We start from the raw sequence: 22,783 nt of genomic DNA on the forward strand, positions 1-22,783 counted from the left end.
CGGTTCCGCCCCAGACAGACTGAAAAGTGCCGTGCCCACCATCATTGGTAACGATGGTGGGCACGGCACGCGGGGGCCTTCTTCAGGTCACTCCGGGACCACGCGCACAGCACCCTTGTCAGCGGAGGTCACCATGGAGGCGTAGGCCCGCAGGGCCGCGGAGACCTTGCGCTCGCGCTCCTTGGCGGGCTTCCAGGGCAGGGCTCCCTTGGATTCGCGGCGGCGATGCAGTTCGGCGTCGTCGACATCGACCTTGAGCACGCGGTTCTCGACGTCGATCACGATCGGGTCGCCCGTCTCGATCAGAGCGATCGCGCCACCGGCGGCCGCCTCCGGGGACATGTGCCCGATCGACAGCCCTGAGGTACCGCCGGAGAAGCGGCCGTCCGTGATGAGCGCGCAGGCCTTCCCCAGGCCCAGACCCTTGAGGTAGGAGGTCGGGTACAGCATTTCCTGCATGCCCGGCCCTCCCTTGGGCCCCTCATACCGGATGACGACGACGTCGCCCTCCTTCACGTTCTTGGACAGGATTTCGAACACCGCCTCGTCCTGGGACTCGACGACGAACGCCTTGCCCTCGAAGTGGAACAGCTCGGGATCGATGCCCGCGGTCTTGATGATCGCCCCGTCCTCGGCGATGTTGCCGAACAGGACACACAGCCCACCCTCGGCCGTGTACGCGTGTTCGACGTCGCGGATACAGCCTTCGGCAGCGTCAACGTCATGGGATTCGTACAGGTTGGCCTGGGAGAAGGCCTGCGTGGTCCGCACCCCGCCGGGTGCGGCCAGGAAGTGCGCCTTGGCGTCCTCGGAGGCCTTGCCCGACCGGATGTCCCAGGTATCCAGCCATTCACCCAGGGTCTCGGAATGGACCGTGTGCACCGTTTCGTCCAGCAGCCCGCCGCGGCGCAGCTCTCCCAGGATCGCGGGGATGCCGCCGGCGCGGTGGACATGCTCGATGTGGTACTTCGTCGAGTTGGGTGCGACCTTGGCCAGGCACGGAACCTTGCGGGACAGGGCGTCGATGTCGGACATCGTGAACTCGACTTCGGCCTCCTGGGCGGCGGCCAGGATGTGCAGAACCGTGTTGGTGGAACCACCCATGGCGATGTCCAGGGCCATGGCGTTCGTGAAGGCGTTCTGGGTCGCGATCGAGCGCGGGAGGACCGAGTCGTCGTCGTCCTCGTAGTACCGCTTGGCGGATTCCACGATGCGCCGACCGGCCTCCTCGAAGAGCCGCTTGCGATTGGCGTGCGTGGCAAGCGTGGTGCCGTTACCCGGCAGGGACAGCCCCAATGCCTCGGTGAGGCAGTTCATGGAGTTCGCGGTGAACATGCCCGAGCAGGAACCGCACGTGGGGCAGGCGCTCTCCTCGATCAGGGCCAGCTGCGCATCGGTCACGGATTCGTCCACGGCCATGACCATGGCGTCCACCAGGTCCACCCGGTGCTCGACGACGCCTTCGACGCCCTCCCCGGACTCCATGGGGCCCCCGGAGACGAAAATCGTGGGGATGTTCAGACGCATGGCCGCCATGAGCATTCCGGGCGTGATCTTGTCGCAGTTGGAGATGCAGACCAGGGCGTCGGCACAGTGCGCGTTGACCATGTACTCGACCGAATCGGCGATGATGTCGCGGCTGGGCAGCGAGTAGAGCATGCCATCGTGGCCCATGGCGATGCCGTCGTCCACCGCGATGGTGTTGAACTCCTTGGCCACACCACCCGCTTCCTGCACGGCAGCCGCGACGAGTTGCCCCATGTCTTTCAGGTGTACGTGCCCGGGAACGAACTGGGTGAAGGAGTTGGCGATCGCGATGATCGGTTTGCCGAAATCCTCGCTCCCCATACCGGTGGCACGCCACAGGGCGCGGGCTCCGGCCATGTTGCGGCCCGTGGTGGATGTGGCAGAACGCAGCTGCGGCACGACAACTCCTCAAGACGAAACAGCGCGAGACGAAACAATCTGTGAGTCTCGCAGTCAACAGTGGCACGAACCAGAGGCTCGGGCTAATCTGGCCGTGACATTTGCGAACGAAAATCTGGGGGAGGCTGTACGTGACCCACCACCACCCGTCACACCAGTCCGGTTCATCCGGCTATCAGGGTGCCCCGCAGTACGTCCGCCCGCCCGCCTACGACAGATCTGCCTACCACACCCCGGGGAGTTCGTACGGCCCCTCCGCTCCCGCCAACGGGACACCGCCCTATGCGTCTGCCGGTGGCCCGAACGGGTCCTGGCCGGCGCAAGGCCCGGTCAAGGGTTCGCCTCCGCTGTGGGTGGGGATCCTCGCCCTGGCATTGAGCCCCGTCCTGGCCGTCGGTGGAATCATCCTGTCCCTGGTCTTCGGCAGCCAGGAGCTCGACCGGGAACTCGCAGCCGCTCAACCGGGCGTCACGGAGGAGCTTGACGCGAGCACCATGCACACCCTGTACGCGCCCGCCGGCGAGTCCGTGGTCGCCTCGGACTGTCAGGTCTACGGACCAGAGTACGACCCGATCTACGTGAGCGACAGCTACAGCACCAGCACGGAAGAACGTGCCGGTGAGAGCTATCAGGAGATCGGGGAGTTCACCACCACGGACGCCGGAAGGTACCGGGTCAGTTGCGAGGGCAGCAGCGATCTGCTGGCCATCGAAGGCAACGGATACGTGTGGATCGGGCTGGGGTCGCTGTTCTCGGTCCTCGGTGCCGGAGTCCTGGGAGTCCTCGGGGTCGTGTTGATCGTGGTCAACCGGATCTCGGCCTCGCAACGTCGCCAGTCCGCCTGGGGAGGTCGCTACTGAACCCTGCCCTCCCATCACCTCCGCGCCATCAGCGCACTACCAACGCACCACGACGGCCCCACGGCCCGACCCCAGCCCCATCTGAAAGGACCTGACCCTTGAGCACTCCCACCAACGGCACGCCCACCCCGAACGACCCGCAGGACAACGGAGACCTCGGCAAGGACGCCACGTCCGGTGACCACTCGCCGTCGACCTCCGACGGCAACTACTCGGCCCCTCAATTCGGCGGCGCCGCGTCCACGAATGCCCCCGGTCCCCAGGGACAGCAGGGTTCCGATGCCCCGCGTGACCAATCGGGTTCCTCGGCACCCCAGTTCCGTCCCGCCGGTGGCCAGGACTGGCAGCAGCAACCCGCCCAGGGCGGAGGCTACGGCGGCCCCGGCGGTATGCAGAACCAGAATCCCTACCAGTCCGGCGGCCAGAATGCCTACGGCTCCGGCAAGGGCTTCCAACCACAGGGGGATCGCAAGTCCATCAAGGGCACTCCCCCGTTGTGGCTGGGCATCACCCTGGCCGTCCTGGGCCCGGTCCTGGGTCTGATCATGATCATCGTGTCCTTCGTAACGCTAGGCGGAACGGTCACAGACTTTGCGAATGCGCCATCCGGTTCCACCCAGTCCCTCGAGGCGGACACGGACTACTGGATCATGTCGGGTGACGGCACGACGTTCGTGAGCTCCTGCTCCGTCTACGACCCCGAGTCCAACTCGATCGACGTGGACGTGACACCCAGCAGCTCGGCCTCCACGGAAACCCAGGACTCTTCGATGAACCTGGTGGGCACGTTCACCTCCCAGGACGCGGGCGATTACAGCGTCTACTGCTCGGACCTGGCAGGTTCGGACACGTACGTGGTCGAGGGCAATATCGGTGGGATCCTGGGCGGTGCCGCGGGAATCATCGGCGGCATCCTGTTGGGCTTGCTCCTCCTGGTCATTGGCATCGTGCTGATCATCATCAACCGCGTCACCGCCTCGCGGCGGCGCCGGGCTGCCGGATTCAACTGATCGGCGGCAATTTCTCCCATCGCGATCCATCCTGATGCCGCAACAACGGCTCACGCGGATAGCATGGACTCCACGACCGGGGGCCGGGTCGACCACGAGCGTCGGCCCGGCCCCTCGGCCGTGTTCCTGACCTCCGATCGCCCGAAGGACCGCGCCCGTGGCCAAGTCCGCCCCACCCGTACCGAAGCCCGATGACGGGTCCGAATTCTCGGTCCCACTGGTCAAGGCAGTCGATCCCCTGGTCCTTGCGCTGGACGTCGGGTCGACGGCAAGCCGTGGAAGCCTGCACGACGCCCACGGGGTTCCGGTCCGTGGTTATCGCCACAAGATCCCCCACGCCTTCACGGCCAAGTCGGACGGGACGAGCATCATCGACCCGGACTCCGTGGTCGAGGAGCTCGGGACGATCATCGACGTCGTCGTCGGCAGCCGCAAGGAACTGATCGGGCGGCTCAAGGGCGTCGCGATCGACACCTTCGCGTCTTCGCTGGTGGGTGTGGACGCGAATCGCAAGGCCACGACCCCGTGCTACACGTACGCGGATTCACGCGCCACGCCCCAACTGGCCGGGCTACGGGAACAGGTCGACGAGCCGGAGCTCCAACAGTTGACCGGGGCTCGTCTGCACACCTCCTACCTTGCGCCGCGGTTCCTCTGGTTGCGGGAAAACGAACCCGATCTGGTGGCCGACACCAAGCGCTGGGTGTCCCTGGGTGAGTACTTCCACATCAGGTTGCTCGGGAAGGCCCGAGCGGGTACAGCCGTCGCCGCCTGGACGGGGCTGCTCAATCGCCACACGGGTGACTGGTCCGACCGCATGCTGGATCTGGCGCAGATCGACCGGACCAAGCTGTCGCTGATCGCCCGGCCGAACCAACCGATCCTCGAGGTTCCTTCGGGGGTCGTCCAGCGCTGGCCCGCCCTGCGGGATGCCCGGTGGTTCGCACCGATCGCGGACGGGTTGGCCCAGAACATCGGCTCCGGTGGTCGCGACGCATCCACGATGGTGACGTCGATGTCCACTTCGGGTGCCATGAGGGTTCTGGTCCACAGCGTCCCCCAGGAGATCCCCTACGGGCTGTGGTGCTACCGCATCGACGACTCGCGCAGCCTGCTGGGCGGCGCCGTCAACGATGTCGGACGTGCCCTGGACTGGGCATCGAGAACCTTCGCACTGCCCGAGGACACGGGCATGCCCGAGATCGCGACCCAGCCGTACCGCCCGGACCTGCCGCTGTTGCTCCCCTACCTCACCGGCGAACGCTCCACGGGCTGGGCGGGAGGAGCCCAGGCTCACGCGCTGGACATCACCGCCGCCACGGGCCCCGAGGCTCTGGCCCGGGGAGTCATGGAGGGCGTTGTACTCAGCCTGGGGCGGGTAGCCTCCCAACTCAAGGAGGTGGCGGGCGACGTCGAGCGTCTGGTGTCCACGGGTGGGGTGTCCCAGAACGTCCCCGGAATCCAGCAGCTGTTGGCCGACTACCTGGGGCGGGAAACCGTCCAGGCCACGTTCAAACGCTCGACCCTGCGCGGAACCGCGATCCTGGCGCAGGAGGTCCTGGCCCCCGGCGTGGAACCGGCGGAGGCACCCGCCACCCGAACCTTCAAGCCCAAGGAGAAGCACCGCGAGCACTGGGACCGGTTGGCCGAGCGCTACGAAGTCGCCTACCGGCGCCTGATCGCCCCGTGAATCAGGTCCGATGACATGGCGTTGACCCGCGACCAGATCGTGGACGCCGCGCTCGAGGTGGCCGGCGACTACGGCCTCGGAGACCTGTCCATGCGCCGTGTGGCCGCTGAACTCGGGGTCCAGGCCGGGGCCCTGTACTGGCACGTGGCCAACAAGCAGGAACTGCTGATCGCACTGTCCCGCCGGATCCTGGACCCGGCCTCGGGGGCCCACGCCTGGCCGACGGAGCCCCGAGAGATCCTTCGTGACTTCCGCTCCCGACTCCTGGCCCTGCGCGACGGTGCCGAGATCGTGGCCGTCGCCCACGCCGATTCCCCGGAGGAACTGGCCCCCGTACCCCAACTGGCAGCGGGCCTGGAGGACGAGCACGGCGCGCCGGCCATGGCCCGAGCCAAGGTCCTGGTCCGATGGGCCATCGGCTCCGTCCTGGCCCAACAGACCGCCCAGTCGCTGACAGCCGCGACACCATCCGGGGAAGCCGTAGCAACCGCCGTCGAGGCACAGTTCGAGCTGGACTTCCAGCAGGGTCTGACCTGCCTGCTCCCCGTCGCAGCCGGAACTCAGGAACAACCGAGCCCGGAATCTGCTTAGATTTCCGCTGGACACCATCCGAGCGCAGGCCCTGCTCCGTGGACACTCCACGTCATTTCACCTGGTGCTGGGCCGTTTTCGTCCGGTCATCCCACGATTCGGCCACCAAACGGTCTGCGAATGACCAATCTGGCCTACGTTGTCCCGAGCGGCCGATCATGTGATCCACGACACGGGCCGGCCGGGGTGAGGCGCCGGATGGCACGGCGCCCACCGCATCAAACCTGCACGGAGGCACGACATGGCAGACGCACCCGATCCGACCGCACGAGTCCGGACCCCGGAACCCAGCGGCACCCAGTTGCCCCGCACGGCGCAGGACGCCCAGTTGAAGGCCCACATGAAGGGCCGCCACCTGGTGATGATGAGCCTGGGCTCCGCCATCGGCGCGGGGTTGTTCGTGGGTTCCGGTGTGGGCATCCAGGCCGCGGGACCTGCGGTTTTGATCTCCTACGCGATCGCCGGGGTCATGATCGTGCTGATCATGCGCATGCTGGGGGAAATGGTGGCCGACCGGCCGACCTCCGGCGCGTTTTCCGTGTACGCGGGGCGGGCCATGGGACCCGCCACGGGATTCGCCGTCGGCTGGTTGTGGTGGGTGCAGCTCATCATCGTGATCGCCGCCGAGGCCACCGCAGCCGCCCAGATCCTCTCGGCCACCTGGCCGATCGCCCCACAGTGGGTCCTGGCGCTGATCTTCATGTGTGTCTTCACGGCCATCAACCTGAGCGGCGTCGGACGTTTCGGTGAATTCGAGTTCTGGTTCTCACTCCTGAAGGTCGTGGCCGTACTCGCCTTCCTGGTGATCGGCGTGCTGTTCATCGCAGATCTCCTGCCCACGGCCTCCCCCGGGACGACCAATCTGACCGAGCACGGCGGGTTCATGCCCCAGGGCATCGGTGGCGTGGCTGCGGGCCTGCTGATCGTGGCCTTCGCCTTCGGAGGCATCGAAATCGTGGCGGTCGCCGCTGCGGAGACCGAGGACCCTCAACGCAACGTGGGTCGGGCCATCCGAACGATCATGTGGCGCATCCTGGTCTTCTACATGGGCTCCGTGCTGATCATGGTCCTCGCCATGCCCTGGAACTCGGAGGACCTGGGCGCCTCACCGTTCGTGGCGGTGCTGCAGACCGCCGGCCTGCCCGCCGTCGCGACCACCATGGCCGTCGTCGTCACCGTGGCCCTCCTGTCCTCCCTGAACGCAAATCTCTACGGCGCATCGCGCATGATCTACTCCCTGTCTCACCGCGAGTTGGCCCCGGCCGGGCTGCAGAGCACGAACAAGCACGGAGTCCCGGTGGCGGCGGTGCTGGCCTCCGTGGCCTTCGGCTTCGTGACCGTGGCCCTGAACTACCTGTGGGCCGAGGAGATCCTGGGCATCCTCATCAACATCGTCGGTTCCACCCTGATCTTCATCTGGACCACGACGATCCTTTCGCACCTGATCCTGCGCCGTCAGGCGGAGCGCAAAGGCCGCGAACTCACGCTCAAGGCCTGGGGATACCCGTGGCTGTCCGTGCTGACCCTGATCGCCATGGCGGCGGTCATCGTCCTGGGCATGACCATGCCGGAGGTGCGCCAGCAGATCCTGCTGACCGGCGCCTTGTTCGCGATTCTGTGGGTCATCGGCGCCATCCTTGCGCGGCGACGCGGTGTGGTGCGCTTCCGTTCTCCCGAGGAGGTCGACGCCGGGGCCACCGGGCGCACACGCGCGAATCCGGTGGTCCAGCCGGGCACAGAAGATTCAGACGCCACGCGTCCCACGCGATCCACCGGCGACTGACCGGCCGCACCGTCGCCCCGCCTCGTGACGCAGGACGTCCCCGACGTTTTGGCGTCCACGGTGGTCGTCGTGCCAAGATGTGACGCGTAACCATCCAGAGCGACCGAGAGACCTGGCTCGTCGACGTCGCAGCAACCCCGGTTGGCAGCTCACGCAGCGCAACCCCCGGTGCTCCCGCCAGGACCGATGGAAAGGACGTGTCTTCGCGCATGCTGAATTCTGACCGGATCCGTACCACCCACGTGGGCTCCCTGCCCCGCACCCCGGAACTCCTGTCCGCCAACGAGGCCTTCCAGGACGGCAAGATCTCCTGGGACGAGCTGGTGGCCACCATGCAGCGCGGCGTCGTGGACATCGTGGCCAAACAGCGCGAGCTGGGCATCGACGTGGTCAACGACGGCGAGTACGGCCACACCATGTCCTCCTCCGTGGACTACGGGGCGTGGTGGAACTACTCCTTCTCGCGCCTCGGCGGACTGACCCCGTCGGACGAGGACCGGTGGGCGGACACGGAACAGCGCCGCTCCTCTCCCGGCAACATCGTGCTGACCACCTTCTCCGACCGGCGGGACCGCGAGCGCTTCCGCGAGGCCTACGAAGACCCGTCCTCGGGAATCCTCACGGCCCGCAAATCCGTCAAGCAGCCCAAGATCACCGGGCCCCTGACCTACACGGGACAGGAGGCCGTGGCCGCGGACATCGCGAACCTCAAGGCCGCGATGGAACAGACCGGGGCCACCGAGGGCTTCGTCGCCGCGCTCTCGCCCGGGTCCTGCGCCCGCGTGACCAACGAGTACTACAAGACCGACGAGGAACTGGTCTACGCCTGCGCCGACGCCATGCGTGAGGAGTACAAGGCGATCACGGACGCAGGGCTGATCGTACAGATCGACGACCCCTCCATCGCCGAGTCCTGGGACCAGATCAACCCCGAGCCCTCGGTCGAGGACTACCTGGGTTTCATCCAACTGCGGATCGAAGCCCTGAACCACGCTCTGGAAGGCCTCCCGCCTGAGCAGGTCCGGTTCCACCTCTGCTGGGGCTCCTGGCACGGTCCGCACACCACGGATCTGGAGCTCAAGCACCTGATCAAGCCGCTGCTGTCCATCAACGCGGGCGGCTACTCCTTCGAGGCCGCCAACGTCCGCCACGCCCACGAGTGGAAGCTGTGGAAGGACGCGGGTCTGCCGGAGGACAAGGTCATCATCCCCGGCGTGGTCTCACATTCGACCAACGTGGTGGAGCACCCGGAACTGGTCGCGGACCGGATCGAGAACTTCGCCTCCGCCGTGGGGCGAGAGCGCGTGATTGCCTCGACCGACTGTGGACTGGGCGGACGCCTGCACCCGCAGATCGCCCTGGCCAAGCTCGAGTCCCTGACCGCCGGTGCCGCCCTGGCCACCGATCGACTGTTCTGAGGGGGCAGCCGTGCAGCGTTCCGAGAACCACATCCTGACCACTCACGCGGGCTCCCTGCCGCGCACCCGCGACCTGATCGAGGCCGCCCGTGCCCGCGTGGCGGGTGAGGACTACGACCGGCTCCTGTCCACCGCGGTGGACGACGTGGTGACACAGCAGCGCACCACCGGCATCGACGTCGTCAACGACGGCGAATACGGCCACGCGATGGCCGAGGACGTCGACTACGGCGCCTGGTGGCACTACATCTTCGCCCGTCTGGACGGACTGGCCCCGGGCGAGCGCACGCTGGCCGACCAGCCCGTCCAGCGGTCGGCACCCGGGGACGTTCGCCTCACGAGTTTCGGCGACCGCCGGGACTGGGGGGAAGTTCGCGGAGGCCTACCAGGATCCGTCGTCGGGGATCTTCACGGGCAAACCCGCACCGTTCCCGGTTTTCAGCGGCCCGATCAGTTATGTCGGCCAGGAGGCCGTGGCGCGTGACATCGCGAATCTGAAGGCCGCGATGGCCAAGACCGGGGCGCAGGAGGGGTATCTTGCCGCGCTGTCCCCCGGGTCTTGCGCTCGACTCGAGGACACCTATTACGGCAACGAGGACGACGTCCTGGCAGCGTGCACCGAGGCCATGCGCCAGGAATACAAGGCCATCACGGACGCGGGGCTGATCGTGCAGATCGACGACCCGTCGATCGCCGAGAACTGGGACCAGATCAACCCCGAGCCCTCGGTCGAGGACTACCTTGCCTTCACACGGCGGCGCGTGGACGCGATCAATGCCGCGTTGGACGGCATTCCGCCCGAGCAGGTCCGTTTCCACCTGTGCTGGGGATCGTGGCACGGCCCGCACACCACGGACATCGAGTTCCGCCACATCGCTGAACTCATGCTCGAGATCAACGCGGGGGCCTACTCCTTCGAGGCCGCCAACGTGCGTCACGAACACGAATGGAAGATCTGGCAGGAGGTGGCCCTGCCCGCCGACAAGGTGATCATCCCCGGCGTGGTGTCGCACGCGACCAACGTGGTGGAACACCCTGAGCTGGTGGCCGAACGGATCGAACGCTTCGCCTCCGTGGTCGGCCCCGAACGGGTCATCGCCTCGACCGACTGCGGACTGGGCGGACGCGTCCACCCGCAGATCGCTCAGGCCAAGCTCGAAACCCTCGCGGAAGGTGCACGCATCGCCTCCGAACGTCTCTTCTGAGCGGTCGAACTCACGGCGCACGACGACGGCGGCCCTCCCCTCGGCGGGGAGGGCCGCCGTCGTCGTCGCGATGCTCAGGCCGTGACCGGCGATTATGTAGTTCGCTAAAGAGAATCGTATCTGATTGCCCGAAAACTGGTGACACGGCTCACATACTGCCCCTAGTATGCGTAACTACCGACCAATCGGTAAGTAAATCAGGGCGACCACGTCCCCGACCCTCACGGGAGACTTCCATGAGTGCAAACACCGCCACGGCCACGCAGGGCCATGAGATGACTCGCGAGGAGAAGAAGGTCCTCGCGGGCACGCTCGTCGGCACCACCATCGAGTGGTACGACTTCTTCATCTACGCGCAGGCAGCCGGCTTCATCCTGGCCACCCACTTCTTCAACCCGCTGGGCGAAGACAGCGCGGCACTGGCCCAGGTCGTGTCCTGGGCTTCACTGGGCATCAGCTTCCTGTTCCGACCCCTCGGTGCCATTGCCGCCGGTCACGTCGGAGACAAGTTCGGCCGCAAAGTGGTCCTGGTCCTCACCCTGGTTGGAATGGGTGGCGCCACAACATTGATCGGCCTGCTCCCCACCTATGCCACGATCGGCATCTGGGCGCCGATCATCCTGGTGGTACTGCGCATCCTGCAGGGCTTTTCTGCCGGCGGTGAATGGGGCGGCGCGGCCCTCATGTCCGTGGAACACGCACCGAACCACAAGCGCGGCCTGTTCGGCGCCTACCCCCAGATCGGTGTGCCGCTGGGCATGCTGCTGGCCACGGCGTTCATGTTCGTGATGACTTCCGCCCTGACCCCGGAACAGTTCGAGTCCTGGGGCTGGCGCGTGCCGTTCCTGTCCTCCGTGATCCTGATCGTGGTCGGCTATCTCATCCGCATGACCGTGGACGAGTCCCCGGTGTTCAAGGAGATGCAGCTGCGCCAGACCGAGTCCTCGGCTCCGCTGGGGCAGCTCATGAAGAACAACAAGCGCGAGGTCCTGCTCGCGGCCCTGATCTTCGCGGGCAACAACGCCGTCGGGTACATGGTGATCGCCTTCTTCGCCTCCTACGGCGCCAAGGTCCTCGACATGCCGCGCACGGACACCCTGATCGCCTCCTTGATCGGCGGTCTCGGCTGGTTGATCTTCACGATGTTCGGCGGCTGGATCTCTGACCGCATCGGACGGCGCCTGACGTTCCAGATCGGCTACGTCCTGCTGATCCTGTGGTCCATCCCCATGTGGTTCCTGCTGAACACGGCATCCCTGCCGCTGTTCGCGGCCGCGATCTTCCTGCTGACCGTAGGCCTCGGTCCCTCGTACGGCCCGCAGTCCGCGATGTACGCCGAGATGTTCCCGGCCCGCGTGCGGTACTCCGGGGTGTCGATCGGCTACGCCTTCGGCTCCATCATCGGTGGCGCCTTCGCCCCGATGATCGCCCAGCTGATCCTCAACAGGACCGGCCAGGGTTGGATGATCGGCATCTACATGGCCGCCATCAGCCTGCTCTCGCTGATCGCGGTGTCCTTCGTTCGCAAGTCCGACCAGGGTCGCGACCTGCACGTGGAAGAGGTGCACCAGGAGTACCTTTCGGAGCACCCGGAGTTCGTGGAGCAGAACCCGACCGCGGCCCACATGATCCTGGACGAAGGAGCTGCCCGGGGGCCCGCCAGCGGCCGCAAGCACTGACGGGCCCGAACACCCGGACGTCCTGATTCCTTGCCCCCGAGCGGGCGCGCGGTCACCGATCCCCCGATCGGCCCGCGCGCCCGCTCGTCGTTTGCCCCCGTCACCCCCACCCCAGGACGCCCAGCCCGCAGACCGCTGGGCCGGGGGCCAGTGGACTGCGGGGCCGACGTCGTCGAAAAGTGAATGCCCATTGACCGCGGGCGTGAGCCATGTCATGTTTATGTGAACGATCGGTCGGTAATTGTCCGCCGTCGAATCGTGTCAAGGCCACGTCAAGGAGGACCCGTGACCCAGATGCCCCAAGCTTTCCTCGTCGGAGGCGCCCGCACCCCCGTGGGCCGCTACGGAGGTGCTCTCTCGAGCGTCCGTCCGGACGACCTCGCCGCCCTGTGCATCCGCCGGGTGATCGAGGCCGCTGGGCTGGATCCCGCGGTCGTGGACGAGGTCATCCTGGGCAACGCCAACGGCGCCGGGGAGGAGAACCGCAACGTGGCCCGCATGGCGTGGCTGCTCAACGGCTACCCGGACACCGTCCCCGGCATCACCGTGAACCGGCTGTGCGCGTCAGGCATGTCCGCGATCACCATGGCTCAGCAGATGGTGGCCTCCGGCGCGGCCGAGGTCGTCGTCGCCGGTGGTGTGGAGTCCATGTCCCGCGCCCCCTGGGTACAGGCCAAGCCCACCACGGCCTTCGCCAAGCCCGGCGAGTCCTTCGACACCTCGATCGGCTGGCGGTTCGTCAACCCCGCCTTTGCCGCCGGGGAGCTCAGCCGCGACGGGAAGATGACCTTCTCCATGCCCGAGACGGCCGAGGAGGTCGCCCGGGTGGACAGCATCTCCCGCGAGGACTGCGACGCCTTCGCCGCCCAGTCCCACGAAAAGGCACTGGCCGCCATCCGGGCGGGCAAGTTCGACGCCGAGATCGTCCCCGTCACCGTGCGCGACCGCAAGGGCCGCGAGACCGTGGTCGACACTGACGAGGGCCCCCGCGAGGGATCCACCACGGAGGTCCTGGCCAAGCTGCATCCGGTCGTGGCCGGAGGTTCTGTGGTCACCGCCGGCAACTCCTCCTCACTCAACGACGGCGCATCGGCCGTCATCGTGGCCTCCGAGGCCGCGGTCGAGAAGTACGCGCTGCACGCCCGGGCGCGCGTCGTCCTGGGCGCTTCCGCGGGTCTTGCCCCCGAGATCATGGGACTGGGCCCCGTTCCCGCGTCCCAGAAGGCGCTCGAGCGTGCCGGGTGGACCGTGGAGGACCTGGGCGCGGTTGAGCTCAACGAGGCCTTCGCCACCCAGTCGCTGGGCTCCATGCGACGGCTGGGCCTGGACCCGGAGATCGTCAACCGCTGGGGCGGTGCCATCGCCCTGGGTCACCCGCTCGGATCCTCCGGATCGCGCATCGCGATCACGCTGCTCAACCGCATGGAGGACGAAAACGTCTCCCGCGGTCTGGCCACCATGTGCATCGGCGTGGGACAGGGTGCCGCCCTGTTGCTGGAGAGGGTGTGATCGCGTGAGCACCGAGTTCACCGAGCAGGCCGGGGCTTTCGAAGCGTTGACCGTCACCCCCGGTCAGGACCGGCTGAAGGTTCAGCTCAACCGGCCGGAGGTCCGCAACGCGATCGACGCGACCATGGTCGAGGAGCTGCACGCCGTGTGTGCCCACCTCGAGCGCGAGCCCAAGATCCTGATCCTGGCCGGGACTGAGGTCAACGGCAAGGGCGTCTTCGCCTCGGGCGCGGACATCGCGCAGCTGCGGGAACGACGACGCGCCGATGCCCTGCGCGGGGTCAACTCGCAGCTGTTCAACCGCATCGCCAAGTTGCCCATGCCGGTCATCGCCGCCCTGGACGGGTACGCGTTGGGCGGCGGGGCAGAACTGGCGTGGGCCGCGGACTTCCGCCTGGGTACGCCCGGGCTCAAGATCGGCCAGCCGGAGACCGGGCTGGGGATCATCGCCGCCGCCGGTGCGCTCTGGCGGATCAAGGAACTGGCCGGTGAGGCCGTGGCCAAGGAGATCCTGCTGGCCGGACGCATCCTCTCGGCCGAGGAGTCCCTGACCGCCGGCCTGATCTCCGAGATCCACGAACCCGCCGAGCTCGACGCCGCCGCGGACGCCCTGGCCGATCGGATCGGCAAGCAGGACCCGCTGGCGGTGCAGATCAGCAAGAAGGTCTTCCACATGCCGCGGGAGGCCCACCCCCACGTCGACGAACTGGCCCAGGCGATCCTCTTCGAATCCGAGGCCAAGTTCGATCGCATGCAGGCGTTCCTGGACCGTAAGAAGAAATAGCGAGGCAGACAGACATGACTGAACATCACGAACGCACGGTTCCGGCCACCGTCGGAGTGCTCGGTGGCGGACGGATGGGCGCCGGTATCGCCCACGGCTTCCTGATCTCGGGGGCGCGGGTCGTCGTCGTCGAGGTCTCCGCGGAGGCCGCCGTGACTGCCAAGGAACGGATCGAGTCCGACCTGGCCAAGTCCCTGGAGCGGGGCAAGCTCGACGGCAACTTGGACGAATGGGCCGAGCGTCTGACGGTGTCCGTGGACTACTCGGCCTTCCAGCCCTGCGAGCTGGTGGTCGAAGCCGTTCCGGAGCTGTGGGACCTCAAGGTCTCCAGCCTCAAGGCGATCGAGGAGAACATCGGGGAGTCGGCGTGGTTGGCATCGAACACGTCGTCGCTGTCCATCAACGGACTGGCCGGTGAGCTGCAGCGGCCCAAGCGCTTCTGCGGGCTGCACTTCTTCAACCCCGTGCCGGCTTCCAAGCTGGTCGAAGTCGTTCTGGGTGAGAAGACCTCCGAGGAACTCGCCGCCCTGGCGCTGACCTGGGTCCAGGGCCTGAACAAGACCCCGGTGACGGTCAACGACGCCCCGGGCTTCGCATCGTCCCGGTTGGGTGTGGCCATCGCGCTGGAGGCCATCCGCATGGTGGAGGACGGTGTGGCCTCCCCCGAGGACATCGACAACGCCATGGTCCTGGGCTACAAGTTCCCGGTGGGGCCGCTGGCGCTCACCGACATCGTGGGACTGGACGTACGGCTCGGCATCGCCGAGTACCTGGCCTCCGAGCTGGGCGAGCGCTTCGAGCCGCCGCAGCTCATGCGGGACATGGTGGCCCGCGGTGAGCTGGGCCGGAAATCCGGAAAGGGCTTTTACAGCTACTGACCTCCTACTCCCCCTCCCCTCTGCGCCGAGTTCGGGGTTGTTCCGCTTATTCGGTCGAATAGGCGGAACAACTCCGAACTCGACGGTGATGGTGAGGCGGTGGCGGTAACGGGGGGCGGGGTTGTCAGAGCATGGTGATGGCTGTTTCCGGGTCCTCCGCGCAGTCGGCGACGAAGCGGAGGAAGCCGCCGGCCGAGCCGCCGTCGCACACGCGGTGGTCGAAGGCCAGGGTCAACACCATGACTTTCCGGACGGCCAGCTCCTCGTCCACCACCCACGGTTTGGAGATCACTCGTCCCATCCCGAGGATCGCAGCCTCCGGGTGGTTGATGATCGGGGTGGCGCCGTCGGTTCCGAACACGCCGTAGTTGTTGATCGTGAAGGTCGAGCCGGAGAGCTCGGCCGTGGAGGCCCTCCCCGCGCGAGCCGTCTCGACCAGGTCCCCGAATGCTCCCTGCAGCGCTTCCACGCCCATGCCCTGGGCGTTGCGCACCACGGGAACCACCAGCCCGCGGTCGGTCTGCGCCGCAAACCCCAGGTTGACGTCCGCGAACCGCACGATCTCCTGCCCGTCCGGCCCCTCGTCCACACGCACGTTGAGCTCGGGGTGACGCATCAGGCCCGCCAACGCGAAGCGAGCCATGAACGCCATGAGCCCCGGCGCGCGACCGTTGCGTTCCTTGAGGCGCTCCCGCAACTCCACCAGCGGTGTGACGTCCACGTCCACCCAGATGGTGGCCTCCGGGATCTCCTGGCGGGAGCGCGTCATGGCCTGGCCGATGGTCTTCCGGATCCCCTTGACGGGCTGCCGTTCGGCAACGGTCAGACCCGTGCGGGCGTCCACGGTGTCACCGTATTCGGTCCGGGGCAGGGCTTGGTCGGTGCCACCAGCGGCCGACGCGGCATCGGCTGCAGCACCCGCAGCACTCACGGCATCGACGGCGGGCTGCGACTCGATCGCCCCGAGGATGTCCCGGCGCATGATCAGACCGCCCGGGCCGCTGCCGGCCAGGTCGCCCACCTCCACTCCGTGTTCACGGGCGAGCTTGCGTACCAGCGGGGAAGTCACCTTGGGAGCCAGGCGCGGGGCGTGGTTCATGGTGTCGTGGGTCTTCTGCGCACTGGTCTCGGTTCCGGTGGCCCAGCGACGACGTCGCCGGCGCCGCCCCGAACCCTCCGAGGTCCCGTAGCCGATCAAGACGTTCCCGGAGCCTTCTGACTCGTCGGAGGCATCGTCTGATGCAGCAGCGGTCTGCTCACCGGGGTCCTGGGGCTCCGCGGGAACTGCCCCGGCCCGTTCCTCCTCGCGGTAGGACAGGGCGCCGTCGTCGTTGCCGTTGGCCGAGGAGGGTCCGTCCTCGCCGGTGTCCACGGAGATCAGGGGTTTGCCGACCTCCAGGGTTTCGCCGGTTCCACCGTGCAGCGTGGTGACCACGCCCGCCCAGGGGCAGGGGACCTCGACCAGCGACTTGGCGGTCTCGACCTCGGCGATGGGCTGGTCGATCGCAACGGTGTCCCCTTCGGCGACGAGCCAGCGGACCAGGTCGGCCTCCGTGAGGCCTTCACCGAGGTCGGGGAGCAGGAATGTGCGGGGCATGTCAGTCCTCCCACTGCATGTCGTCAATGACGTCCAGGATGCGGTCCACGGAGGGCAGGTGATGCTCCTCCAGCTTGGGCGCGGGGTACGGGATGTCGAAGCCCGTCACGCGCCGCACGGGTGAGGCCAGCGAGTGGAAACACCGCTCTTGGATCCGCGCCACGAGCTCCGAAGCCACGGACGCAAAGCCCTGCGCCTCTGCCACCACCAACGCCCGACCGGTCTTCTCGACGGAGGCGCACACCGTGTCGTCGTCCAACGGGACGATGCTGCGCAGGTCGACCACCTCCACGCTGACACCGTCCTCCGCGGCGGCCTCGGCGGCCTTGAGCGCGGTCGGGAGGGAGGGCCCGTAGGTCACCAGGGTCACGTCGGTCCCCTGACGGGCGACGACGGCGGAGCCCTCCCGGCGCTCGCCGCTCTCGTAGGTGGCGCGCAGGTCCTCCAGGTCAAGGTCGGCCTTGGACCAGTAGAGCTTCTTCGGTTCGAAGAACACCACCGGGTCCGGGCTGTCGATGGCTTCGCGGAGCATGAGGTAGGCGTCCTCGACCGTGCCGGGGACGTACACCTTGAGCCCCGGCGTGTGCGCGTAGTAGCCCTCCGAGGAGTCGCAGTGGTGCTCCACACCGCCCACTCCACCGCCGTAGGGGATGCGGACGGCCACGGGCAGCTCCACGCGGCCGCGGGTGCGGTTGTGCATCTTGGCCAGGTGGGAGGCCACCTGTTCGAAGGCCGGGTAGGCAAAGGCGTCGAACTGCATTTCGACCACGGGGCGCATGCCGTTGAGGGCCATGCCGACCGCGGTGCCCATGATTCCGGACTCGGCCAGAGGGGTGTCGAAGCACCGGTCGGTTCCGTAGCGGGCGGCCAGGCCGTCCGTCACGCGGAACACCCCGCCCAAGGTGCCGACGTCCTCCCCGAAGACCACGACGTCCTGGCGGGCCTCCAAGGAATGGGCCAGCGCGGCGTTGAGAGCCCCCGCGAACGTCAGCTTGGCGGGCTTTGCCGACTGTGCCGCCGGCTTGGTTTCGGTCACCGTGGTCATCGCGCACCCTCCTTGGCTGCCTGGTCGGCACGTCCCTCAGCGGCTTCGGCGGCCAGTTCCTCCGCCAGCCAGTCCCGCTGTTCCCTCAACTGCTGCGTGGGTTCGGAGAAGACGTGGTCGAACATCTCCAGCGGATCCGGGTTGACGTCCGCGTTCATCGCATCTCGCAAGGAAGCCGCGACGGTTTCGCAGTGCTCCGAGACTCGCGCGGCCGCAGCCTCGTCCAGCACGCCCTTGTCCCGCAGGTAGGTCTCCATGCGCAGGACCGGGTCCTTGGCGGCCCACTCCTTGACCTCTTCGCGTTCGCGGTAGCGGGTGTCGTCGTCGGCGTTGGTGTGGGCCTGCATGCGGTAGGTGTGCGCTTCGACCAGCAGCGGGATGCGCTCGGTGCGGGCCAGGTCGACGGCGCGGCGAAGGGCGGCCATGAGCGCCACCAGGTCGTTGCCGTCCACCCGCTCCCCGGCCATTCCGTAGCCCACAGCCTTGTGCGCCAGGGTAGGTGCGGCCGACTGACGGGCCAGCGGGACGGAGATCGCGTAGCCGTTGTTCTGCACGAAGAACACGACCGGCAGGCGGAACACGGCGGCGAAGTTCAGGGCCTCGTGGAAGTCGCCTTCGGAGGTGGCGCCGTCGCCGCACATCGCCAGGACCACGGTGTCCTCGCCGCGCAGAACTGCCGCGTGCGCGGCACCGACGGCGTGGAGCAACTGCGTGGTCAACGGGGTGGCCTGCGCGGCCGTCTTGTGTTCCTTGGGGTCGTAGCCGCAGTGCCAGTCACCGCGGAAGGAGACCATCACGTCCAGGGGGTCCACGCCCTTGGAGATCACGGCCACGGTGTCCCGGTAGGTGGGGAACAGCCAGTCGTTGTCCTCGAGGCACATGGCGGCGGCGACCTGGCAGGCCTCCTGCCCGTGGCTGGACGGGTAGACGGCGAGGCGGCCCTGGCGGACCAGCGCGGTGTTCTGGTCGTTGACCCGACGCCCGACCATCAGCCGCTCGTAGGCCTCCAGCAGGACCTCGTCGGAGGGGATCGGGTACTCGTGTCCGGGGCCCGTGCCCTGCTGCTCGGCGGGGAGGAGAGTGCCCTCCGGGCTGAGCATGCGGATCTCACGCTCGGCCGGAAGCATGTAGTCCTCGGGGCTGATCCCCATCTGGGAACTGACCCGTTCCACCAGGGTCAGTTCTTGCCGGGCCGGTGGGATCGGGGGCCCGACGGGGGTGTCGATCGACTCGGACACGGTCTCCTCCTGGACGTTTCGGCCACCCGAGGGCGGCGGGATGCTGATGCTCTCCGTCCAGGGAGTCTGAGGTACGACGACGAACCGTCTCCATCTTTTTTGTGATTGCAGGACGTTCTGGACCTATAGAGGTCTCTCGATGGACACTCTGTATGGAGTGACCCGCATCACCCACCTGATGTCCACGGACCCACCGGCCACCCGTCCGCACTGTCCCCGCCCCATCGCCCACCCGAGGAGTGCCACCCATGCCGCCCACCCGCCGTCGTCCACCGGCCGACCATTCACGGAACCCGAACCTGGACGAGGTCGACCGGCAGCTCCTGGACGAACTGGCGCGCGACGGCAGGCAGTCCATCACCACGTTGGCCGGGGCGGTGCACATCTCACGCGCCCAGGCCTACGAACGCGTGGCCCGACTCCGCGACGGCGGAATCCTCAAGGGCTTCACGACCGTGGTGGATCCGCCGCGCGCAGGACTGGGCACGTCGGCCTACCTGACGGTCAAGCTCAAACAGAACTCCTGGCGAGAGCTCGAGCAGGCCCTGGACGCGGTCCCCGCGGTGGAGCACGTGGCGCTGGTGGGCGGGCAGTTCGACGTCGTCGTGCTGGTGCGCGCGCGGGACTCCCGGGAGCTACGGGACGTGGTCTTCGAACACATCCAACCCCTGCCGTTCGTCCTGGAGACCCAGACGCACCTGGTCTTCGAAGAACGCCAGTACCCCAGGAAACTGACCCGCTGACCGCCCGCCCCTCCTGCCCGCCCCCGCCGAACCCTCTCGAAACTCGCCCATCAGGCCCTGATCCGGGAGTTTCGCGAGGGTTCGGCGGGAGATCAGGCCGGGATCTCGCCCTTCTTCAGGAAGTTCGTGATGCGGGCGGTGCACAGGCGGGTGCCGTCCTCGTGGGTGAGGATCACCTCGTGCGTGGTGGTGGAGCCACCCAGGTGAATGGCGGTGGCGGTGACCGTGACCGTGCCGGAACGTCGCGACTGGTGGTGGGTCGCGTTGATCTCCAGTCCCACCGCGACCTTGCCCATAGTGGAGCCGTGAATCACGGCGGCCCAGGACCCGGCGGCCTCGGCCAGCGCGACCATTGCCCCGCCGTGCAGGAGGCCGAAGGACTGCCGATTGCCTTCGATCGGTGCGGTGATGACCACCCGTTCAGCCGACTGTTCAAGGACCTTCACGCCCATGCGTTCATCCAGCTCACCGAGCTTGATGGTCCAGGGCTGCGGCTGGTCAGAGGCTGGGGACACGGCTTCTCCTGACAACTTGGCTCCCTCGGTAGAGCGGGTGCGATCAACGGAGCTCAGCACACAAGGGTGTGGCCCAGCTCTCAGGATCAGGTTATAGTCACAATAACTGACCGAACAGTCAGAATATCGTGATCCGTCGGAAGGAGCTCCCGTGAGCCAGTCTGTGTCCGAGAGCGCAACCGCTGCCGCCCATTCCCCCAGCATCCTGCCCAGCTACCTCCAGGGCACCTGGTGGGCCCCGGAGAACCCGCAGCGCACCACCGACGTTCTGGACGCGGTCACGGGGGAGGTCGTCACCCGGGTCAGCACGGAAGGCATGGACCTCCCGGGCGCGATCGAGCACGCACGTACGGTCGGTCAGCGCAGTCTTGGGGAGCTGACCATCCATGAGCGTGCCCTCAAGCTCAAGGAACTCGCGCTGTTCCTCTCGGAGCACAAGAAGGAGCTGTACCAGATCTCCTTCCGCACCGGCGCCACGCAGCGCGACCACTACATCGACATCGACGGCGGCATCGGCACCCTGTTCACGTTCTCGTCCAAGGGCCGGCGCGAACTGCCCAACGCAAACGTGATCGTCGACGGCCAGGTGGAGCCGCTGTCCCCCGACGGCACGTTCATCGGCGGGCACATCTACACGCGCCTGCCGGGTGTGGCGGTGCAGATCAACGCCTTCAACTTCCCGGTCTGGGGCATGCTCGAGAAGTTCGCGCCGTCGTTCATCGCCGGGATGCCCACGATCGTGAAGCCGGCCACCCCCACGGGTTACGTCACGGAGGCCTGCGTACGCCTCATGGTCGATTCCGGAGTGCTCCCGGAGGGTTCGATCCAGTTGGTCTCCGGCTCGGCCCGCGACCTCCTGGACCACCTGGACTACCGCGACCACGTGGCGTTCACCGGTTCCGCGGGCACCGCCCAGACCCTGCGCGAGCACCCGAACGTCCTGCAGAACGGGGTCCGCTTCACCGCGGAGACCGATTCGCTGAACGCCGCGATCCTGGGCCCGGACGCCACCCCGGAGACCCCCGAGTTCGACGCCTTCATCAAGTCGGTGGTCCTGGAGATCACCGCCAAGGCCGGTCAGAAGTGCACGGCCATCCGCCGGACGATCGTGCCGAACGCGCAGGTCGACGCCGTCGTCGAAGCCCTCAACGCGCGTATCACCGAGCGCGCGGTCCTGGGCGACCCCTCGGAGAAGACGACGACGGTCGGCGCCCTGGCATCCTTCGACCAGCAGGCGGAGGTCGGCAAGGCCGTGGACCGGTTGATCTCCGCGGGCGGCACCGTTCGGCTGGGTGGCCCTGATGGGCCCAAGCCCGAGCGGGGAGCCTACTTCCCGGTCACGGTGCTGTCCTTCGACGACGCCCGTACCCCCGAGGTCCATTCGGTCGAGGCCTTCGGCCCCGTGACCTCCGTGCTGGGCTACGGCAGCGTGGAGGAAGCCATCGAGCTGGCTGCGCTGGGTTCCGGCTCCCTGGTGGCCACCGTCTGCACCCATGATCCCGAGCTCGCTCGGCAGTTCGCCGTCGGCATCGGCGCGCACCACGGCCGCCTGCTGTTCCTGGACCGCGACGACGCCAAGACCTCCACCGGTCACGGCTCGCCCATGCCGCACCTGGTCCACGGTGGCCCGGGGCGTGCCGGCGGCGGTGAGGAACTCGGCGGCATCCGCGCGGTCAAGCACTACATGCAGCGCACTGCCGTGCAGGGTTCCCCCGACCTGCTGACCGGCGTCACGGGTGTGTGGCACCAGGGTGCCGCGGCGAACGTGGCCACGCGCGCCGCCGTCGAGGCCGGGGAGGCCGAACACCCGTTCCGCAAGTCCCTGGAGACGCTGCGGATCGGTGACCAGTTCGCCTCCGACCTGCGGACCGTGACGCTGCAGGACATCACGGACTTCGCCAACGAGACGGGCGACACCTTCTACGCCCACACCGACGAGGAGGCCGCCACGGCCAACCCGTTCTTCCCGCGGCGCGTGGCCCACGGCTATCTGCTGGTCTCCTGGGCAGCCGGCCTGTTCGTCGAGCCGGCCCCGGGGCCCGTGCTGGCCAACTACGGGCTGGAGAACCTGCGGTTCATCACCCCGGTCACCTACGACGACGCCATCCGCGTGACCCTGACCGCCAAGCAGATCACCCCGCGCGTCACCGACGAATACGGCGAGGTCCGCTGGGACGCCGTGTTGCACAACCAGAACGACGAGATCGTGGCCCAGTACGACGTCCTGACCCTGGTGGCCAAGACCTGGCCGATGCCGGAGGTCGAGGAGGCAGACGCCACGGCCTGAGCCGACGAGCACCTGCCCGCGGGCA

At 67.5% G+C, this 22,783-nt stretch carries 17 protein-coding genes, 1 pseudogene and 1 riboswitch; of the genes and pseudogenes, 13 read left to right on the top strand and 5 right to left on the bottom strand.

Translation table 11 applies throughout. The features are described from left to right. Nucleotides 1-87: 87 nt before the first annotated feature. A complete protein-coding gene (gene ilvD, locus EDL96_RS01165; protein WP_123823615.1) occupies nt 88-1,926 on the bottom strand; it encodes a dihydroxy-acid dehydratase in 1,839 nt (612 codons plus the stop codon). A gap of 131 nt (nt 1,927-2,057) precedes the next feature. Here ilvD and EDL96_RS01170 point away from each other — a divergent pair, with 131 nt between their 5' ends. The 11 genes and pseudogenes from EDL96_RS01170 (at nt 2,058) to EDL96_RS01220 (ending at nt 15,333) form a co-directional block, all read left to right on the top strand. After that, complete coding sequence (locus tag EDL96_RS01170; RefSeq protein ID WP_123823616.1) at nt 2,058-2,786, top strand: hypothetical protein; 729 nt, start codon at nt 2,058-2,060, stop codon at nt 2,784-2,786. Nucleotides 2,787-2,884: 98 nt separating this feature from the next. Then, entirely contained in the window at nt 2,885-3,796 is a 912-nt protein-coding gene (locus tag EDL96_RS01175; protein WP_123823617.1) for a hypothetical protein, read from the top strand. Between the two features lie 157 nt (nt 3,797-3,953). Continuing rightward, nucleotides 3,954-5,486, top strand: coding sequence for a gluconokinase (locus EDL96_RS01180; protein WP_199732500.1), 1,533 nt, complete (start codon nt 3,954-3,956; stop codon nt 5,484-5,486). Between the two features lie 15 nt (nt 5,487-5,501). Continuing rightward, nucleotides 5,502-6,077, top strand: a complete 576-nt coding sequence (locus EDL96_RS01185) for a TetR family transcriptional regulator (protein ID WP_123823619.1) — start codon at nt 5,502-5,504, stop codon at nt 6,075-6,077. Nucleotides 6,078-6,318: 241 nt separating this feature from the next. Further along, nucleotides 6,319-7,860 (top strand): amino acid permease, encoded by a 1,542-nt coding sequence (locus EDL96_RS01190; protein ID WP_325049523.1) that lies wholly within the window; start codon nt 6,319-6,321, stop codon nt 7,858-7,860. A gap of 87 nt (nt 7,861-7,947) precedes the next feature. Continuing rightward, nucleotides 7,948-8,053, top strand: a riboswitch (SAM riboswitch). Nucleotides 8,054-8,069: 16 nt separating this feature from the next. Next, nucleotides 8,070-9,278: a cobalamin-independent methionine synthase II family protein gene (locus EDL96_RS01195; RefSeq protein WP_123823620.1), complete on the top strand. Its 1,209-nt coding sequence runs from the start codon at nt 8,070-8,072 to the stop codon at nt 9,276-9,278. A 10-nt stretch (nt 9,279-9,288) separates the two neighbouring features. Next, a pseudogene (locus EDL96_RS01200) lies at nt 9,289-10,483 on the top strand (cobalamin-independent methionine synthase II family protein). A gap of 236 nt (nt 10,484-10,719) precedes the next feature. Continuing rightward, nucleotides 10,720-12,162: an MFS transporter gene (locus EDL96_RS01205; protein WP_123823621.1), complete on the top strand. Its 1,443-nt coding sequence runs from the start codon at nt 10,720-10,722 to the stop codon at nt 12,160-12,162. Nucleotides 12,163-12,456: 294 nt separating this feature from the next. Further along, entirely contained in the window at nt 12,457-13,671 is a 1,215-nt protein-coding gene (locus EDL96_RS01210) for a thiolase family protein (protein ID WP_123823726.1), read from the top strand. A gap of 4 nt (nt 13,672-13,675) precedes the next feature. Next, nucleotides 13,676-14,455, top strand: a complete 780-nt coding sequence (locus EDL96_RS01215; RefSeq protein ID WP_199732501.1) for an enoyl-CoA hydratase/isomerase family protein — start codon at nt 13,676-13,678, stop codon at nt 14,453-14,455. A gap of 14 nt (nt 14,456-14,469) precedes the next feature. Further along, the gene (locus EDL96_RS01220; protein ID WP_123823622.1) at nt 14,470-15,333 is read left to right on the top strand and encodes a 3-hydroxyacyl-CoA dehydrogenase family protein; all 864 of its coding nucleotides are present in this window, start codon (nt 14,470-14,472) and stop codon (nt 15,331-15,333) included. A gap of 124 nt (nt 15,334-15,457) precedes the next feature. Here the strand turns inward: EDL96_RS01220 and EDL96_RS01225 are convergent, their stop codons facing one another. The 3 genes from EDL96_RS01225 to pdhA are packed head-to-tail and all read right to left on the bottom strand — an operon-like array spanning nt 15,458 to nt 19,213. Next, on the bottom strand, nt 15,458-16,930 hold the full coding sequence (locus EDL96_RS01225) for a dihydrolipoamide acetyltransferase family protein (RefSeq protein WP_123823623.1): 1,473 nt from the start codon (nt 16,928-16,930) through the stop codon (nt 15,458-15,460). Between the two features lies 1 nt (nt 16,931). Further along, nucleotides 16,932-17,975, bottom strand: coding sequence for an alpha-ketoacid dehydrogenase subunit beta (locus EDL96_RS01230; RefSeq protein WP_123823624.1), 1,044 nt, complete (start codon nt 17,973-17,975; stop codon nt 16,932-16,934). Further along, nucleotides 17,972-19,213: a pyruvate dehydrogenase (acetyl-transferring) E1 component subunit alpha gene (gene pdhA / locus EDL96_RS01235; protein ID WP_407656883.1), complete on the bottom strand. Its 1,242-nt coding sequence runs from the start codon at nt 19,211-19,213 to the stop codon at nt 17,972-17,974. Before pdhA ends, EDL96_RS01230 begins: the two co-directional genes overlap by 4 nt. A gap of 248 nt (nt 19,214-19,461) precedes the next feature. Between pdhA and EDL96_RS01240 the strand changes: the two genes are divergently transcribed. After that, nucleotides 19,462-19,956, top strand: a complete 495-nt coding sequence (locus EDL96_RS01240) for an Lrp/AsnC family transcriptional regulator (protein WP_123823625.1) — start codon at nt 19,462-19,464, stop codon at nt 19,954-19,956. Between the two features lie 92 nt (nt 19,957-20,048). Here the strand turns inward: EDL96_RS01240 and EDL96_RS01245 are convergent, their stop codons facing one another. Next, nucleotides 20,049-20,408, bottom strand: coding sequence for a PaaI family thioesterase (locus EDL96_RS01245; RefSeq protein WP_123823732.1), 360 nt, complete (start codon nt 20,406-20,408; stop codon nt 20,049-20,051). Nucleotides 20,409-20,622: 214 nt separating this feature from the next. Here EDL96_RS01245 and paaZ point away from each other — a divergent pair, with 214 nt between their 5' ends. Next, nucleotides 20,623-22,758 carry a phenylacetic acid degradation bifunctional protein PaaZ gene (gene paaZ, locus EDL96_RS01250; protein WP_233568583.1) on the top strand — a complete coding sequence of 712 codons (2,136 nt, stop codon included), beginning with the start codon at nt 20,623-20,625 and terminating at the stop codon, nt 22,756-22,758. The last annotated feature ends 25 nt before the right edge of the window (nt 22,759-22,783 follow it).

The sequence above is a fragment of the Kocuria soli genome (assembly GCF_003797835.1).
Lineage (GTDB): Bacteria > Actinomycetota > Actinomycetes > Actinomycetales > Micrococcaceae > Kocuria > Kocuria soli.

Excerpts from the sequence above, each read along its gene's own strand:
- EDL96_RS01185 (WP_123823619.1), top strand. The coding sequence starts at position 5,502 with ATGGCGTTGACCCGCGACCAGATCGTGGACGCCGCGCTCGAGGTGGCC.
- EDL96_RS01190 (WP_325049523.1), top strand. The coding sequence starts at position 6,319 with ATGGCAGACGCACCCGATCCGACCGCACGAGTCCGGACCCCGGAACCC.
- EDL96_RS01195 (WP_123823620.1), top strand. The coding sequence starts at position 8,070 with ATGCTGAATTCTGACCGGATCCGTACCACCCACGTGGGCTCCCTGCCC.
- EDL96_RS01205 (WP_123823621.1), top strand. The coding sequence starts at position 10,720 with ATGAGTGCAAACACCGCCACGGCCACGCAGGGCCATGAGATGACTCGC.
- EDL96_RS01210 (WP_123823726.1), top strand. The coding sequence starts at position 12,457 with ATGCCCCAAGCTTTCCTCGTCGGAGGCGCCCGCACCCCCGTGGGCCGC.
- EDL96_RS01220 (WP_123823622.1), top strand. The coding sequence starts at position 14,470 with ATGACTGAACATCACGAACGCACGGTTCCGGCCACCGTCGGAGTGCTC.
- EDL96_RS01225 (WP_123823623.1), bottom strand. The coding sequence starts at position 16,930 with ATGCCCCGCACATTCCTGCTCCCCGACCTCGGTGAAGGCCTCACGGAG.
- EDL96_RS01230 (WP_123823624.1), bottom strand. The coding sequence starts at position 17,975 with ATGACCACGGTGACCGAAACCAAGCCGGCGGCACAGTCGGCAAAGCCC.
- EDL96_RS01240 (WP_123823625.1), top strand. The coding sequence starts at position 19,462 with ATGCCGCCCACCCGCCGTCGTCCACCGGCCGACCATTCACGGAACCCG.
- EDL96_RS01245 (WP_123823732.1), bottom strand. The coding sequence starts at position 20,408 with ATGGGCGTGAAGGTCCTTGAACAGTCGGCTGAACGGGTGGTCATCACC.